This is a genomic window from Serratia sp. GW822-FHT06E05 (assembly GCF_058799445.1).
On sequence record NZ_JBXALM010000014.1, the window covers coordinates 38643 to 52562 of the forward strand.

Sequence of the window (13920 nt, forward strand, 5' to 3'; positions counted from 1 at the left end):
CTATGAAAAATGTGGGGAACGTCGAAAGCATACGCTAACAGTACCGGCAGGGAAGTAAAGAATTGGTATATCTATATGTTATTAGGAAATAAGTTTTAAGCACAAGGATAAGGGCGCAAATTGCGCGCCCTGTCGAAGAATTAATCGTAATGCGGCCAATAAAACGGCTCAGGAACGGACGAATTGTGGGCGATAACGATCGACCCACATGGCGGTGGCACCGCAAACCGCGACCGGCAGGATCACCAGATTAAGGATGGGGATCATGGTGAACAGGCTGACCATGGCGCCAAACTGCAGGTTGTCGGTTTTATGCTGGCGCAGCGCGCGACGCATATCGGCGAAGCTTACCTTATGGTTATCGAACGGGTAGTCGCAATACTGGATGGCCAACATCCAGGCGCTGAACAGGAACCACAGCACCGGCGCCACCGTTTGGCCGATGCCCGGGATGAAATAGAGTATCAACAGCACCAGCGCGCGCGGCAGGTAGTAGGCCAGCTTGCGCCATTCGCGCGCCATAATGCGCGGCAGATCTTTCACAATGCCAAAAATGCCGGTATCAGGCAGCGGTTTGCCGGTCAGGCTGCCTTCCAACTGTTCGGCCAGCAAGCCACAGAACGGGGCGGCAATCAGGTTGGTAATGGTGCTGAACAGATAGCTGAACACCAACAGGACGGAGATCACCGCCAGCGGCCACAAAACGTAGCTTAGCCACTGCAACCAGGTCGGCACATGGCTCATCATGCTGGGGATCCAGTCACCAAGCTGACTGAACAGCCACCAGAAGGCGGATCCCATCAACAGCACGTTGACCAGTAACGGCAAGACGACATAGCGTTTAATCCCCGGGCGTGAAATCAGGCGCCAGCCTTCGGCAAAATAATGAAGGCCGCTGGTGGAGTGAGAAGGTGACTGCGAATAGGACATATCTTAAGTTATCTCTTTGTCTGAACAGGCATCGCTATCATATCGGGATGATTTTCTACTGGCTAGGGTGACATTGGCTGAAAAAACAGCAAAAAAAGGCAGAATAATCATCTTTATTGGCATAAAGTTCAGCACGGACTTGCACTTGTGTGCTTGGGCAAATAGAGTTAAAGAGTGAATGTTTGCCGCGGTGGCAATGTATTGGAACAACAGAGATAGCAATGATGCAGGATTTGCGTCTGATATTAATCGTTGTTGGCGCGATCGCCATAATAGCGTTGTTATTGCACGGTCTTTGGACCAGTCGTAAGGAACGCTCATCGCTTTTTCGCGATCGCCCAGCCAAACGTTCCAAAAAGGAACGTGAACAATCCCCGATCGACGATCTCGATGAAGGCGTGGGAGAGGTGCGTGTACGCTCCGCTCACCCGCAAGATGAGCCGTCCTTTGGTCATTTTGATGCCGCTCGCGAAGAACCCGTGGTTGCGCCCAAGCCCGCTCCGGCGGCTGAGCCAGCACCGCGTGCCGTTCAACCGGCTGCTCATCAGTCTCCGCCACCGCTGTCTCAGCGACCGGATTATGATGACATCCTGCTGGACAACTACGCGCAGGATGAAGACGACGAGCCGCAGCAGCCTGCGCCGCGCCGTGAACCGCGCGTTGACGATCTGCCGCCAGTGGCGCATGCAGCGGAGCCGGCGTTCCACGCCGAACCTGCTCATCAGCCACAGCCGGAAGAGAAGCCAGCGGTGGTGCACGAGCCTCAGCCTGCACCTGCTGCCGTCAAACCGGCAAAACTGAAAGAAACCGTACTGGTGCTGCACGTTACCGCACATCAGGGTGGCGTAATCGGCGGCGAAGTTCTGCTGCAGAGCGTGCTGCAGGCGGGCTTCCAGTTTGGCGAAATGGGCATCTTCCATCGCCATATCAGTCCGGCAGGCAGCGGTCCTGTGCTGTTTAGCCTGGCGAATATGGTTAAACCAGGGTCCTTTGATCCTGAGATGATGTCCGATTTCTCGACGCCGGGCGTATCGATGTTCATGATGGTGCCGTCGTATGGCGACGCTAATCAGAACTTCAAGCTGATGCTGCAGTCGGCACAGCGGATCGCCGACGACGTGGGTGGTGTGGTGCTGGACGACGAGCGCCGCATGATGACCCCGCAGAAGCTGGAAACCTACAAAGCGCGCATTCGTGAAGTGTTGGATAACAACGACTAAACGGCTGCTACGCGCACTGAACATCCGTAACAACAAAGCCCCCGCCTGCCGGGGGTTTTTTATCTTTGATGGTGAGCCATGGAATCGATAATCCAACAAATCAATCAACTACGAACCTCACTGCGCCATCACGAATATCAATATCATGTGCTCGACGCGCCGGAAGTGCCGGATGCGGAATACGATCGCCTGATGCGTGAACTGCGCGACCTGGAAAGCGCACATCCTGAGTTGATCACCGCCGACTCTCCCACCCAGCGCGTGGGCGCGGCTCCTTTGGCGGCGTTCGATCAGGTACGCCATGAAGTGCCGATGCTGTCATTGGACAACGTTTTTGACGAAGAGAGCTTCCTGGCGTTCTACAAGCGGGTGCAGGATCGCCTGAAGAGCAGCGAGCCGCTGACCTTCTGCTGTGAACTGAAACTGGACGGCCTGGCGGTCAGTTTGCTGTACGAAGACGGCGAGCTGGTGCGCGCTGCCACGCGCGGCGACGGCACCACCGGTGAAAACATTACCTCCAACGTGCGTACCATCCGCGCCATTCCGCTGCGTCTGACCGGTGACAACATCCCGCGTCGGCTGGAAGTGCGTGGCGAAGTCTTTATGCCGCAGGCCGGTTTCGAGCAGATGAACGAAGAGGCGCGTCGCAAAGACGGCAAAATCTTTGCCAATCCGCGTAACGCCGCCGCCGGGTCGATCCGTCAGCTTGATCCACGCATCACCGCCAAGCGTCCACTGACCTTCTTCTGCTATGGCGTTGGCCTGCTGGAAGGGGGCGAATTGCCGCGCAGCCACTGGCAGCGGCTGATGCAGTTCAAAGCGTGGGGCTTGCCGGTTAGCGATCGCGCCAAATGTTGTACCGGCAGTGACGAGGTATTGGCATTCTATCGTCAGGTTGAGCAAGACCGTGCGCAGCTCGGCTTTGATATCGACGGCGTGGTGGTGAAGATCGACGATATCGATCTGCAAGAAACGCTCGGCTTTGTGGCGCGTGCGCCACGTTGGGCAACGGCGTTCAAATTCCCGGCGCAGGAACAGATTACCCTGGTGCGCGAGGTGGAATTCCAGGTTGGTCGTACCGGGGCGATTACTCCCGTGGCGCGCCTGGAGCCGGTGCTGGTTGCCGGGGTGATTGTCAGCAACGCCACGCTGCACAATGCCGACGAAATTGAACGTTTGGGCCTGCGCATTGGCGACACGGTGATCGTGCGCCGCGCGGGTGACGTGATCCCGCAGGTGGTTGGGGTGATGACCGATCGCCGCCCTGCAGACGCGCGTGAAGTTGTATTCCCGCAACACTGTCCGGTATGCGGTTCCGATGTCGAAAGAGTCGAAGGCGAAGCGGTGGCACGCTGCACCGGCGGGCTCATTTGCGCCGCACAGCGTAAAGAAGCACTGAAGCATTTCGTTTCCCGCAGAGCGTTGGACGTCGACGGCATGGGTGACAAAATCATCGAACAGCTGGTGGAAAAAGAGTACGTCAAGAACCCGGCCGATCTGTTCCGCCTGTCCGCCGGCATTCTCACCGGGTTGGATCGCATGGGGCCGAAATCAGCGCAGAATCTGGTCAACGCGCTGGAGAAGTCCAAGCAAACCACCTTCGCCCGTTTCCTGTATGCGTTGGGCATCCGTGAGGTCGGTGAAGCCACGGCCGCCAATCTGGCCGCGCATTTTGGCACGCTGGAGAAGCTGTTTGCGGCTGACATCGAGGCTTTAAAAGAAGTGCCGGACGTCGGTGAAGTGGTGGCGAAACACACGCGGCATTTCCTGGACGAGGAGCTTAACCAGAAGGTTATCAATGAACTGATCAGCGACGAAATAGGCATCAACTGGCCGGCGCCGGTGGTGATAGTGGCAGACGAAATCGACAGCCCGTTTGCCGGTAAAACCGTGGTGCTGACGGGCTCGTTGAGCCAGCTTTCACGCGATGAGGCCAAAGATCGCCTGACGGCATTGGGCGCCAAGGTCAGCGGCAGCGTCTCGAAGAAAACCGATTTGGTGATTGCCGGGGAAGCCGCCGGTTCCAAGCTGGTGAAGGCGCAAGAACTGGGCATTGCGGTGATCGACGAAGCGGAAATGATCCGCCTGTTGGGTGCCTGATGGAAAAAGAAAACCTGCTGGAAATCGCCAACACCGTGATGCCGTTCGGCAAATACCAGGGGCGGGTGCTGATTGACCTGCCCGAGGAGTACCTGCTGTGGTTTGCTCGCAAGGGGGAGTTCCCGAACGGCAAACTCGGCATGCTGATGGAAATGACGCTGGCGATTAAAATCGAAGGGCTCGACCACCTGGTCAAGCCGCTGAAGAAAAGTTGAGTAGTCGGGCGCGGCAATCGTCGCGCCCGTTTGATTATCCCCGCGCCGTTTCGGCGTTTGGCACCGCCTGTTTTTCCTGCTGTTTCTTTTGATAGCGCCGCGCCAGCACGGCGCAGGTCATCAGCTGTACCTGGTGGAACACCATCAGCGGCAGCACCATAATCCCCACGGTAGCGGCCGGGAACAGGATATTGGCCATCGGGATACCGTTCGCCAGGCTTTTCTTCGAGCCGCAGAACACGATGGTGATCTCATCGGCTTTACTAAAGCCCAGCCAGCGCGCCATGTAAGTGTTCACCACCAGCACGATCGTCAGCAGCACCAGGCTGCCGACGATGATAAACACCAGCGAACCCAACCCGACCTGATGCCAGATACCGTGGGTGACGGCTTCGCTGAAGGCCGCGTAAACCACCAACAGGATCGAAGTCTGATCGGTCTTGCCAATCAGCTTGCGGTTGCGTTCAATCCATTTGCCAATCAGCGGGCGCGACAGGTGACCGGCCACAAAGGGCACTAACAGCTGCAGGACGATGGAACCCACCTGCTGCAGGCTGCCGGTTTCACCGTGAACGTTCATCAGCAGCCCCACAAGCAGCGGCGAAACGAAAATCCCCAACAGGCTTGACGCTGAAGCGCTGCATACCGCCGCCGCCACGTTGCCGCCTGCCAGCGAAGTAAAGGCGATGGCCGATTGCACGGTGGCGGGCAGAATGCACAGATAAATAAAGCCGGAATACAGCTCGGGGCTGACGTTGACCGGCGACCACCATTTAAACAGCACGCCCAGCGCCGGGAAAATAATGAAGGTGCTGAACATCACCCACAGATGCAGCCGCCAGTTGTTGCTGCCAGCCAGAATGGCTTCGCGCGACAGCTTGGCGCCGTGCATAAAGAACAGCAGGGCGATGGCGGCGATGGTCAGTGCATTCAGCCAGCCGACGAACTCGCCGCGCGCAGGCAGGAACGAAGCCAGCAGCACGGTGGCGATCAACGTCAGGGTAAAGCGATCGGGCAAGAATCTCATGGCGGCGTACTCGGATGAAAAATCAATGCGCCCATTGTCGCGCGGCGGGATATAATAATTAAATTGATTTATTTAATTAATTTATGAATAAAAAACATGAATTACTCGATTAAGCAGCTCAAGGTGTTTGTCGCCATTGCCCGCCACCGCAGCTTCAGCCGGGCCGGTGAGGCCATTGGTCTGACGCAGTCGGCGGTCAGCCACAGCGTGAAAGAGCTGGAAGCGGAGGTCGGCGTTCGCCTGCTCGATCGCACCACTCGCGAAGTGGTGCTGACCGACGCCGGGCAGCGGCTGGCCAACCGCGTTGAGCGCTTGCTGGATGAGCTGCAGTCGTCATTGCTGGATGCGCGCAGCTTCGGCGTGCAGCGCAGCGGTACGGTACGGGTGGCGTCCAGCCAAACCATCTCCGCACACCTGATGCCGCAGTGCATTGCGGCAGGGGAAAAGCAGTATCCGGATATTCGCATTATGCTGCGCGATCAGGCCCAGCAACAGGTCCTGCACAGCATTCGCAACGCCGAAGTGGATTTTGGCATCGTGGTGGATCCGGTCCAGGCGGTGGATCTGGACTGCGAACCCATCCTGCACGAACCCTTCCTGCTGCTGTGCCGTAACGATCACCCCTTCGCCGGGCTGGCCGAGGTGCACTGGTCGGCGCTGAACGGCAGTCGTCTGGTATTGCAGGACTATGCGTCCGGTAGCCGGCCGCTGATTGACAGCGCGTTGCGCCAGCAAGGCGTGGAAGCGCAGGTGGTACAAGAGATAGGCCACCCGGCAACGTTGTTCCCGATGGTGGCGGCAGGTATCGGCATCAGTATTTTTCCTGCGCTGGCGTTACCGCTGCCGGAAGGAGGGCAATTAAAGGTGCGTCGGCTGATGCCGGAAATCAACCGCGCGCTGATGCTGGTGCGGCGTAAAAACCGTTCGCTGACACCCGCGGCGGAAGCCATCTGGCAAGTGGTTGGCCAGCAGGCGGCATTGTTGCAGCACCAACGCCGACAACAGGCGGACTACTGAGTCAGATATACACGTCCACGGCGTTGGCCGCCGTCGGGCGGTTGATGCCATCGCCCTTGGCAGGGACAATGCTCTCATTGGCCTTGGCCATCTGCTCGGCCTGCTGTTTTTCCATCTCTTCTTTTTGAATCCGCGCGATCTCGGCCTGCAGCATCTTGATCTGCGCCTGGATCAGCTGTTTCTGTTTTTCGATCTCTTTGGGATCGCTGTCTGAATCTTTCAGATCCACCAGTTTTTGCTGCAGAGCCTGAATCTGTTTGTTCAGCACTTTGATGCGTGCTGAAGCGCTGCTGTCGGAAACGCTAATCCGGTCGCTACCGCCCGCCGCTTTGGTTTCATTAGACTTGTCGCCTTCAGGTTGCTGATGTACCGGCTTGGCCATCAGCACCTGGCCTGTATTACCGGGGGCGCTAAAAACGTTGCTGACGCCGGGTACGGTATTTTTCACCGGAACAATCATGGTAATGCTGATCGACATAATGCTCTCCCTGAGTCTTGATATGGCTACTCAGGGTATCGGCAGCCTGGGGAAAAACTTTACCCGCGAATTTGCCGCAGGCGCGGCCAGCGTTGTAACCAGCCCTTGCCGACAACCCGCTGTTCATAGGCATCGAGGTCGCCGTTTTTGGCATTGAAGGTAATAGTGTCGGCAAACAGCCCCTCGAGACCGAACGGCGCGACCAGCGTAATGCTGTCATCTGCATTCAGGCGTGCACCCACGGCTGTTTCCACCTCGGTCCAAAAGCTGATGGCGTCTTCGCTATTGCGATAAGGGGCTCGACCGCTACGCAAATGCATACGCGCCTGGTTTTTCACCGACCAGGGCTGTGGCAGCCACTCTTGCAGCCGCGTTTCCAGCATGTGGTCACGTTCCGCTTCCGGGCGCTGTGGGTCGAAATGGATCACGTCGATGTCGTTGAGCGGCGTTGGCGTAGCGTAACCGTGGCGCTGATCCCACACCAGATTGCGCACAAAACCGGCCCCCAGGCACCAGTCATTCAGCCCGAGTCGTCGCGCGGTGCGCAATGCCATCATTCTTTCGTTATCTTGCTGTAACCATTGGATAATTTTCTGCTGCAGACTCATTACCGCTCCTTAGTTGCGGCTACTGTAACCCGAAGCGACCGCAGGCGGAATGCCGTGCATGATTTTAGTGCACGCCACTGCAGCGTGGATAGCCCGAGATATGGGGACAATAGGCTGATTTCCGGCAAAAAATAATTTCACACGCCCACTGACTACACTTGGTACAGGGTTTGCAACTTCCACCGACCATTCAGGGCAGAACAGGGGGCGCTATGTATCAGGCCACGCTTAGCCGGCGCAGCTACCTTTTCAACGATTTACGCCAGTTGTTGGCCAAGGCATCACCGGCACGTTCCGGCGATTATCTGGCGGAGGTGGCGGCGGACAGCGCAGAAGAACGCATGGCGGCGCGCATCGCGTTGGCGGATGTGCCGCTGAAAACCTTTCTTCAGCAACTGCTGGTGCCTTATGAACATGACGAGGTCACACGGCTGATTGTCGATAGCCACGATGCGTTGGCCTTTGCGCCGATATCGCACCTGACGGTGGGGGATTTCCGCGATTGGCTCTTGAGCGAGCAGGCGGACAGCGCGATGTTGGCACGGGTAGCAGCAGGCATTACGCCGGAAATGGCGGCGGCAGTGAGTAAATTGATGCGCAATCAGGATCTGATCCTGGTGGCGAAGAAGTGCCGGGTCATCACGCGTTTTCGCAATACCCTCGGCCTGCCGGGGCGGCTCAGCGTGCGATTGCAACCGAATCACCCTACCGACAGTCTGCAGGGCATTGCCGCCAGCATGCTCGACGGCCTGCTGTATGGTTGCGGGGATGCGGTCGTCGGCATCAACCCGGCCAGCGATAGCCTGCCGCTGCTGGAAAAGCTCAACTACATGCTGGACGACGTGATCCAGCGCTTCGCCATTCCGACGCAATCCTGCGTGCTGACCCATGTGACCAATACGCTACGGTTGATGGAGCGTGGCGTCCCTGTGGATTTGGTGTTCCAGTCGATCGCGGGTACCGAAGCGGCCAATCAGGGGTTCGGCATCAATCTGGCGCTGCTGGCGGAAGCGCAGCAGGCGGCATTGAGCCTTAACCGTGGCACTTTGGGCAATAACGTGATGTATTTCGAAACCGGGCAGGGCAGCTGTTTGTCGTCCAACGCACATCATGGCGTCGATCAGCAAACCTGCGAAGCGCGCGCCTATGCGGTGGCGCGTCATTTCTCCCCGTTGTTGATCAACACCGTGGTCGGCTTTATCGGCCCGGAATATCTGTACGATGGTAAACAAATTATCCGCGCCGGCTTGGAGGATCATTTTTGCGGCAAGCTACTCGGTCTGCCGCTAGGGTGCGACGTGTGTTACACCAATCACGCGGAGGTGGATCAGGACGACATGGACACGCTGCTGACGCTGTTGGCCACCGCCGGGCTGACTTTCCTGATTGGCGTGCCGGGTGCCGACGACATCATGCTCAATTATCAAAGCACCTCATTCCACGACGCGCTCTATATCCGCGAGCTGCTGGGGTTGAAGCACGCACCAGAGTTTGCCGACTGGCTGACTAAAATGCAGATTACCGATGAACGGGGTCAACTGCGCGATACCGCCGCCAATCACCCTTTGCTACTGGCCTTGCAGGGAGAGAAACGATGAGCAAACCGGTGCACGTTAACCGTTGGGACGCGCTGCGCGCCTTTACCGATGCGCGCATTGCATTGGGGCGTACCGGCTCCAGCCTGCCTACGGCGGAGTTGCTTAAATTCGGTCTGGCGCATGCGCAGGCGCGTGATGCGGTACATCAGCCGTTTGATAGCGACACGCTGGCCGGGACATTGCAGGAGCAAGGTTGGCAAACCCTGACGGTGCACAGTCAGGCCGCCGATCGCACCGCCTATCTCCGTCGGCCGGACCTCGGGCGGCGTTTGGCTCCTGACAGCCGCAGCCTGCTGCTGGGCCTGCCGGAAAAACCGGCCGATCTGCTGCTGGTGGTGGCGGACGGTTTATCCTCCAAGGCGGTGCACCGTCAGGCGCTACCGTTGTTGCAGGCGCTGCGACCTTATCTCGATGGACTGGGGCTTTCGGTTGCCCCTGTGGTAATGGCACACCAATCGCGGGTCGCGCTGGGGGATGATATCGGCGAGTGTTTGCAGGCCAGAGCGGTGGCGATGTTGATCGGCGAGCGGCCGGGCTTATCGTCGCCGGACAGCCTTGGTATCTACCTTACCTGGGGGCCGAACACCCGGCGGCGTGAGTCGGAGCGCAACTGCATCTCCAACGTGCGTCCGGAAGGGCTGGATTATCCGCAGGCGGCGTTCAAACTGGCCTGGCTGCTGGAGCAGGCTTTCCAGCGTCGGCTGACCGGGGTGGAGCTGAAAGATGAAAGCGACAACCCGGCGCTGCAAGGACAGGTTTCCCCGCGTTACTCCCAGCTCGGCGGCTGACCGATGCTTTGTTTTAGCAGGGTAATAAACAGGTTCAGCCGCGCGGATACCTTCGCCACCGGCCGTAACAGGTAAATGCCCTGTTGCTCCTGGCGCGGGTCTTCCAGCACCTGCAGCAAGCGGCCGGCCTGAATATCCGGCCCGACCACCCAGTTGGGCAAAAAGGTGAGCCCCAACCCCAGCAGCGCCGCCTGGCGTTGAGCGGTAAAGTCGTCACAGCGCAGCACCATGCTGCAGCGGCTCATCAGAGGAACGCTGAGGATCTGCGCCCAACAGGCCGGTTGTTGCTTATGGTAGCGGGCAATCAGTCGATGCTGCGGCAATGCATTGAGGTCGGCCGGCTGTCCGTAACGAGCGATATAATCAGGGCTGGCGCACATCACCCAGCGCTGGGTCGCGATGCGGCTGGCGTACAGCCCGCTGTCTTTTTGCTCGCCGATACGAATGGCGGCATCCAACAGTTCCTGGGTCGGATCGGTTTGGCGTTCGGTCAAATCCAGGTCGACAAACAGTTGCGGATAGCGTTCGGCCAGCGTCGGTAACAGCGGCAGGATATAGGTTTTGCCGAAGGTGGGCAGACAACTGATACGCAGCGTGCCTTGCGGCATATCGTTCCACGAAGCCAGTTCGGCACGGATGTCGGTGATATCCGTCAGCAGCGTACTTGCTCGCGCCTGCAGCCTTTCGCCCGCATCCGTCAGCATCAAACCCCGCGTAGAGCGGATAAACAGCGTGGCGTCCAGCGCGTTTTCCAGCGCATCAATGTGGCGTACCAGCGAAGAAGGCACCATTCCCAGCTTGCGAGCGGCGGCGGAGAAGCTGCCCAACAGGGCGACCTCGAGAAATATCGGCAGATGTTCAACATAGCGGGCGTCATTCATCTTTGCATTATATGCAAAAGTGTTTCTTATGAATACCAGGTTCTCCGGCCGTCGCAATGCGGCTACTCTTTTTTCGGGCTTACGGAAAGCGATGGCATGCCGTGAACCCCGCCGCACAGAGAGAAAATGCATAAAACTCGCGGTTTTTAGAACTTTAAATACAGAATTTCCCCCAGGTTCCAGCGTGTGCCTGCGGTATTGATGATGACTTCAACACCAGATTAACCGTTCAAATTGATGCCCTGTTTACCAACAATGATTAGTGAATCTAAACCGTTGTTGACATTGGGCATCGCCGGCCTGCCGTGCCGGTTTTTTTGTCGCCGTTGGCTGAATCGTTCCAACTGAACGCGTTGCCGGCGACATCTTTGTTCACCTACGGGTGGGCATTTTTGAACGCGCGGAGCATTTCACTCCGCGCTGGTGGAGGAGTAGTTATGAACGAAGACCATGGGTGTTCCTGCGCGCAGCATTTGGCGCAAGGGTTTGCCAGGCAGTCGCTGAGCGTTGGGGAGGGCGAGATCTATCAAATCTCGCTGATGAGCGCACTGATCAGCGGCGTTTACGAAGGGGAGGTCACCATTGCCGAATTGCTCAAGCACGGCAACTTTGGCCTGGGAACGTTCAATCACCTCGACGGCGAACTGATCGCCTTCGACCAGGAAATTCACCAGTTGCGCGCCGACGGCAGCGCACGACCGGCCAGTTTGCAGCAGAAAACCCCGTTTGCCGTTGTCACCTTTTTCCAACCTAGCGTTACCCAACACTTCGACAGTCCGATCACCAAGGCGCAGTTGCACCAGTGCATCGATGAGCAGGTGGCTTCGCCGAACCTGTTCTGCGCGCTGCGCGTCGACGGCGAGTTCAGCCATGTGGAAACCCGCACCGTGCCGCGTCAAGAGCGGCCTTATCGTCCGATGCTGGAGGCGATAGAAGAGCAGCCGACCTTTGCCTTCCATCGACGTCAGGGCACCCTGGTCGGCTTCCGTTCGCCTGATTATATGCAGGGCGTTGGCGTGGCCGGTTATCACGAGCACTTTGTCACCGACGATCGCAACGGTGGCGGTCACGTGCTGGATTACCAACTTGACCACGGTCGCCTGCAATTTGGCGTGATCACCCGCCTCAATCTTCAATTGCCGCATGATGCGGATTTTCTGCGCGCCGACCTCTGTCCCGAGGATTTGGATAGCGCAATTCGTTCTGCCGAGGGTTAATTCCGCGACAGTCCTGGGTGTATTTTCAGGAGGTATTCCATGAACAAGGCAAAAACAGACAATAACTGGGCATGTGGCGCAGATTTGGTGGTGAAAAATCTGGAGGCGCAGGGGGTTAAACACGTATTCGGTATTCCGGGCGCCAAGATTGACCGGGTATTCGATTCGCTGGAAGACGCGCCGTCGATAGAAACGGTGGTGGTGCGCCACGAGGCCAACGCGGCGTTTATGGCGGCGGCGGTGGGGCGTTTGACCGGCAAGGCCGGGGTGGCGTTGGTGACCTCCGGGCCGGGCAGTTCCAATTTGATCACCGGGCTGGCGACCGCCACCTCGGAAGGGGATGCGGTCGTGGCGTTCGGCGGGGCGGTGAAGCGTGCCGACAACCTCAAACAGACCCACCAGAGCATGGATACCGTCAGTATGTTTCGGCCAGTGACCAAGTATTGTGCCGAAGTGCATGCCGGTTCGGCGATTTCTGAAGTGATTGCCAACGCTTTCCGCCACGCCGAATTCGGCCGTCCGGGGGCGTCTTTTGTCAGCCTGCCGATGGACATCGTCAATGAGCCGGTCAGCGCCCCGGTGCTGGCGGGATGTCGGTTGCCGCGAATGGGGGCCGCCGCTGCCGAGGATATTCGCGCCGCGGTTAAGCTGATCCAACAGGCGAAGTGCCCGGTGTTGTTGCTGGGGCTGCAGGCCAGCCGCCCGGAAAACAGCGAGGCGGTGCGCCAACTGCTGCATCGCACTCATATGCCGGTAGTGGGGACCTACCAGGCGGCAGGGGTGATCGACGTTAATCACTTTGCACGCTTTGCCGGCCGCGTCGGCTTGTTCAACAACCAACCGGCCGACCAGCTGCTGCAGAAAGCCGATTTGGTGGTCAGCGTCGGCTATGGCCCGATCGAATACGATCCCTGCATGTGGAACAGCCAGGGGCGATTGAAACTGGTGCATATCGACGTGCTGCCGGCCGACATCGATACCTGCTATCGTCCGGACGTCGAGCTGGTGGGCAATATCAGCGCCACGCTCGACATGATGACCGAAGCCTTTAACAGCGTGGTGAGCGTGCCGGCCGAAGTGGAATCGATCCTCAGCGATCTTGGTCGCCAGCGTACCGAACTGGCGGAACGTGCCGCACGGCGCGGTGGTATGCCAATCCACCCGCTGCGCATCGTCAAAGAGCTGCAGGATATTGTCAGCGACGACGTGACGTTGTGTGTGGACATGGGCAGTTTCCACATTTGGATTGCGCGTTACCTTTACAGCTTCCGTGCGCGCCAACTGCTGATTTCCAACGGCCAGCAGACCATGGGGGTGGCGCTGCCGTGGGCCATCGGCGCGGCGCTGGTGCGGCCGGGCGACAAAGTGGTGTCGATTTCCGGCGACGGCGGTTTTATGCAGTCGAGCATGGAACTGGAAACCGCCGTGCGGCTGAAAAATAACATCGTGCACGTGATTTGGGTGGATAACGCCTACAACATGGTGGAAATGCAGGAGGTGAACAAATACCGCCGCAAATCCGGGGTGGAATTCGGCCCTATCGATTTTAAAGCCTATGCCGAGGCGTGCGGGGCGGTCGGGTTTGCGGTGCAGTCGGTGGATGACCTGCGGCCCATGTTACGCAGGGCGATGGAAATCCAGGGGCCGGTCGTGGTGGCCATTCCGGTCGATTACGCCGACAACTACAAGTTGATGGCGCAGATGAACTTCAGCCAGATGATTTAATTTCATCAGGCGTAAAAACCACGGGGAATGCCGTACGCGGCGCTCCCCGTTTTTTATGCCTAAAATTTGTTCTTTACATCCCTAACTTCATGATTTATTGGTATCCATCGAGTCTA

At 58.1% G+C, this 13920-nt stretch carries 13 protein-coding genes; 8 read left to right on the top strand and 5 right to left on the bottom strand.

Annotated features, from left to right (window positions below; all coding sequences use genetic code 11):
- Positions 1 to 168: 168 nt before the first annotated feature.
- On the bottom strand, positions 169 to 930 hold the full coding sequence (cysZ, locus tag AC1RKC_RS23310) for a sulfate transporter CysZ (protein ID WP_020827988.1): 762 nt from the start codon (positions 928 to 930) through the stop codon (positions 169 to 171).
- Between the two features lie 221 nt (positions 931 to 1151).
- Between cysZ and zipA the strand changes: the two genes are divergently transcribed.
- The 3 genes from zipA to AC1RKC_RS23325 all read left to right on the top strand — a co-directional run bounded on the left by zipA (position 1152) and on the right by AC1RKC_RS23325 (position 4465).
- Positions 1152 to 2150: a cell division protein ZipA gene (gene zipA / locus AC1RKC_RS23315; RefSeq protein ID WP_020827987.1), complete on the top strand. Its 999-nt coding sequence runs from the start codon at positions 1152 to 1154 to the stop codon at positions 2148 to 2150.
- A gap of 78 nt (positions 2151 to 2228) precedes the next feature.
- Entirely contained in the window at positions 2229 to 4250 is a 2022-nt protein-coding gene (ligA, locus tag AC1RKC_RS23320) for an NAD-dependent DNA ligase LigA (RefSeq protein WP_493092759.1), read from the top strand.
- Positions 4250 to 4465, top strand: coding sequence for a DUF3820 family protein (locus AC1RKC_RS23325; RefSeq protein ID WP_020827985.1), 216 nt, complete (start codon positions 4250 to 4252; stop codon positions 4463 to 4465). Before ligA ends, AC1RKC_RS23325 begins: the two co-directional genes overlap by 1 nt.
- A 34-nt stretch (positions 4466 to 4499) precedes the next feature.
- Here the strand turns inward: AC1RKC_RS23325 and AC1RKC_RS23330 are convergent, their stop codons facing one another.
- Positions 4500 to 5492 carry a bile acid:sodium symporter family protein gene (locus tag AC1RKC_RS23330; RefSeq protein ID WP_048760964.1) on the bottom strand — a complete coding sequence of 331 codons (993 nt, stop codon included), beginning with the start codon at positions 5490 to 5492 and terminating at the stop codon, positions 4500 to 4502.
- Positions 5493 to 5588: 96 nt separating this feature from the next.
- Here AC1RKC_RS23330 and AC1RKC_RS23335 point away from each other — a divergent pair, with 96 nt between their 5' ends.
- Complete coding sequence (locus AC1RKC_RS23335) at positions 5589 to 6509, top strand: LysR family transcriptional regulator (RefSeq protein ID WP_046372988.1); 921 nt, start codon at positions 5589 to 5591, stop codon at positions 6507 to 6509.
- 1 nt (position 6510) lies between these two features.
- Here AC1RKC_RS23335 and AC1RKC_RS23340 read toward each other — a convergent pair whose 3' ends face one another.
- Together AC1RKC_RS23340 and AC1RKC_RS23345 are read right to left on the bottom strand one after the other, a co-directional pair.
- Positions 6511 to 6987: a FlxA-like family protein gene (locus AC1RKC_RS23340; RefSeq protein ID WP_261102463.1), complete on the bottom strand. Its 477-nt coding sequence runs from the start codon at positions 6985 to 6987 to the stop codon at positions 6511 to 6513.
- A 59-nt stretch (positions 6988 to 7046) separates the two neighbouring features.
- Complete coding sequence (locus tag AC1RKC_RS23345) at positions 7047 to 7595, bottom strand: nucleotidyltransferase family protein (protein WP_046372990.1); 549 nt, start codon at positions 7593 to 7595, stop codon at positions 7047 to 7049.
- Positions 7596 to 7807: 212 nt separating this feature from the next.
- On the opposite strand from AC1RKC_RS23345, the gene AC1RKC_RS23350 reads away from it, so the two are divergent.
- Complete coding sequence (locus AC1RKC_RS23350) at positions 7808 to 9193, top strand: ethanolamine ammonia-lyase subunit EutB (RefSeq protein ID WP_493092760.1); 1386 nt, start codon at positions 7808 to 7810, stop codon at positions 9191 to 9193.
- Positions 9190 to 9981, top strand: coding sequence for an ethanolamine ammonia-lyase subunit EutC (eutC, locus tag AC1RKC_RS23355; RefSeq protein ID WP_130015414.1), 792 nt, complete (start codon positions 9190 to 9192; stop codon positions 9979 to 9981). The genes AC1RKC_RS23350 and eutC overlap by 4 nt, the downstream gene beginning before the upstream one ends.
- On the opposite strand, the gene AC1RKC_RS23360 is transcribed toward eutC, so the two are convergent.
- Positions 9960 to 10862, bottom strand: a complete 903-nt coding sequence (locus tag AC1RKC_RS23360) for a LysR family transcriptional regulator (RefSeq protein ID WP_020827978.1) — start codon at positions 10860 to 10862, stop codon at positions 9960 to 9962. The genes eutC and AC1RKC_RS23360 overlap by 22 nt on opposite strands.
- A gap of 437 nt (positions 10863 to 11299) precedes the next feature.
- Here AC1RKC_RS23360 and budA point away from each other — a divergent pair, with 437 nt between their 5' ends.
- Both budA and alsS read left to right on the top strand, forming a co-directional pair.
- Positions 11300 to 12079: an acetolactate decarboxylase gene (budA, locus tag AC1RKC_RS23365; protein WP_020827977.1), complete on the top strand. Its 780-nt coding sequence runs from the start codon at positions 11300 to 11302 to the stop codon at positions 12077 to 12079.
- A gap of 39 nt (positions 12080 to 12118) precedes the next feature.
- Positions 12119 to 13804, top strand: a complete 1686-nt coding sequence (alsS, locus tag AC1RKC_RS23370) for an acetolactate synthase AlsS (RefSeq protein ID WP_046372994.1) — start codon at positions 12119 to 12121, stop codon at positions 13802 to 13804.
- Positions 13805 to 13920: the final 116 nt, after the last annotated feature.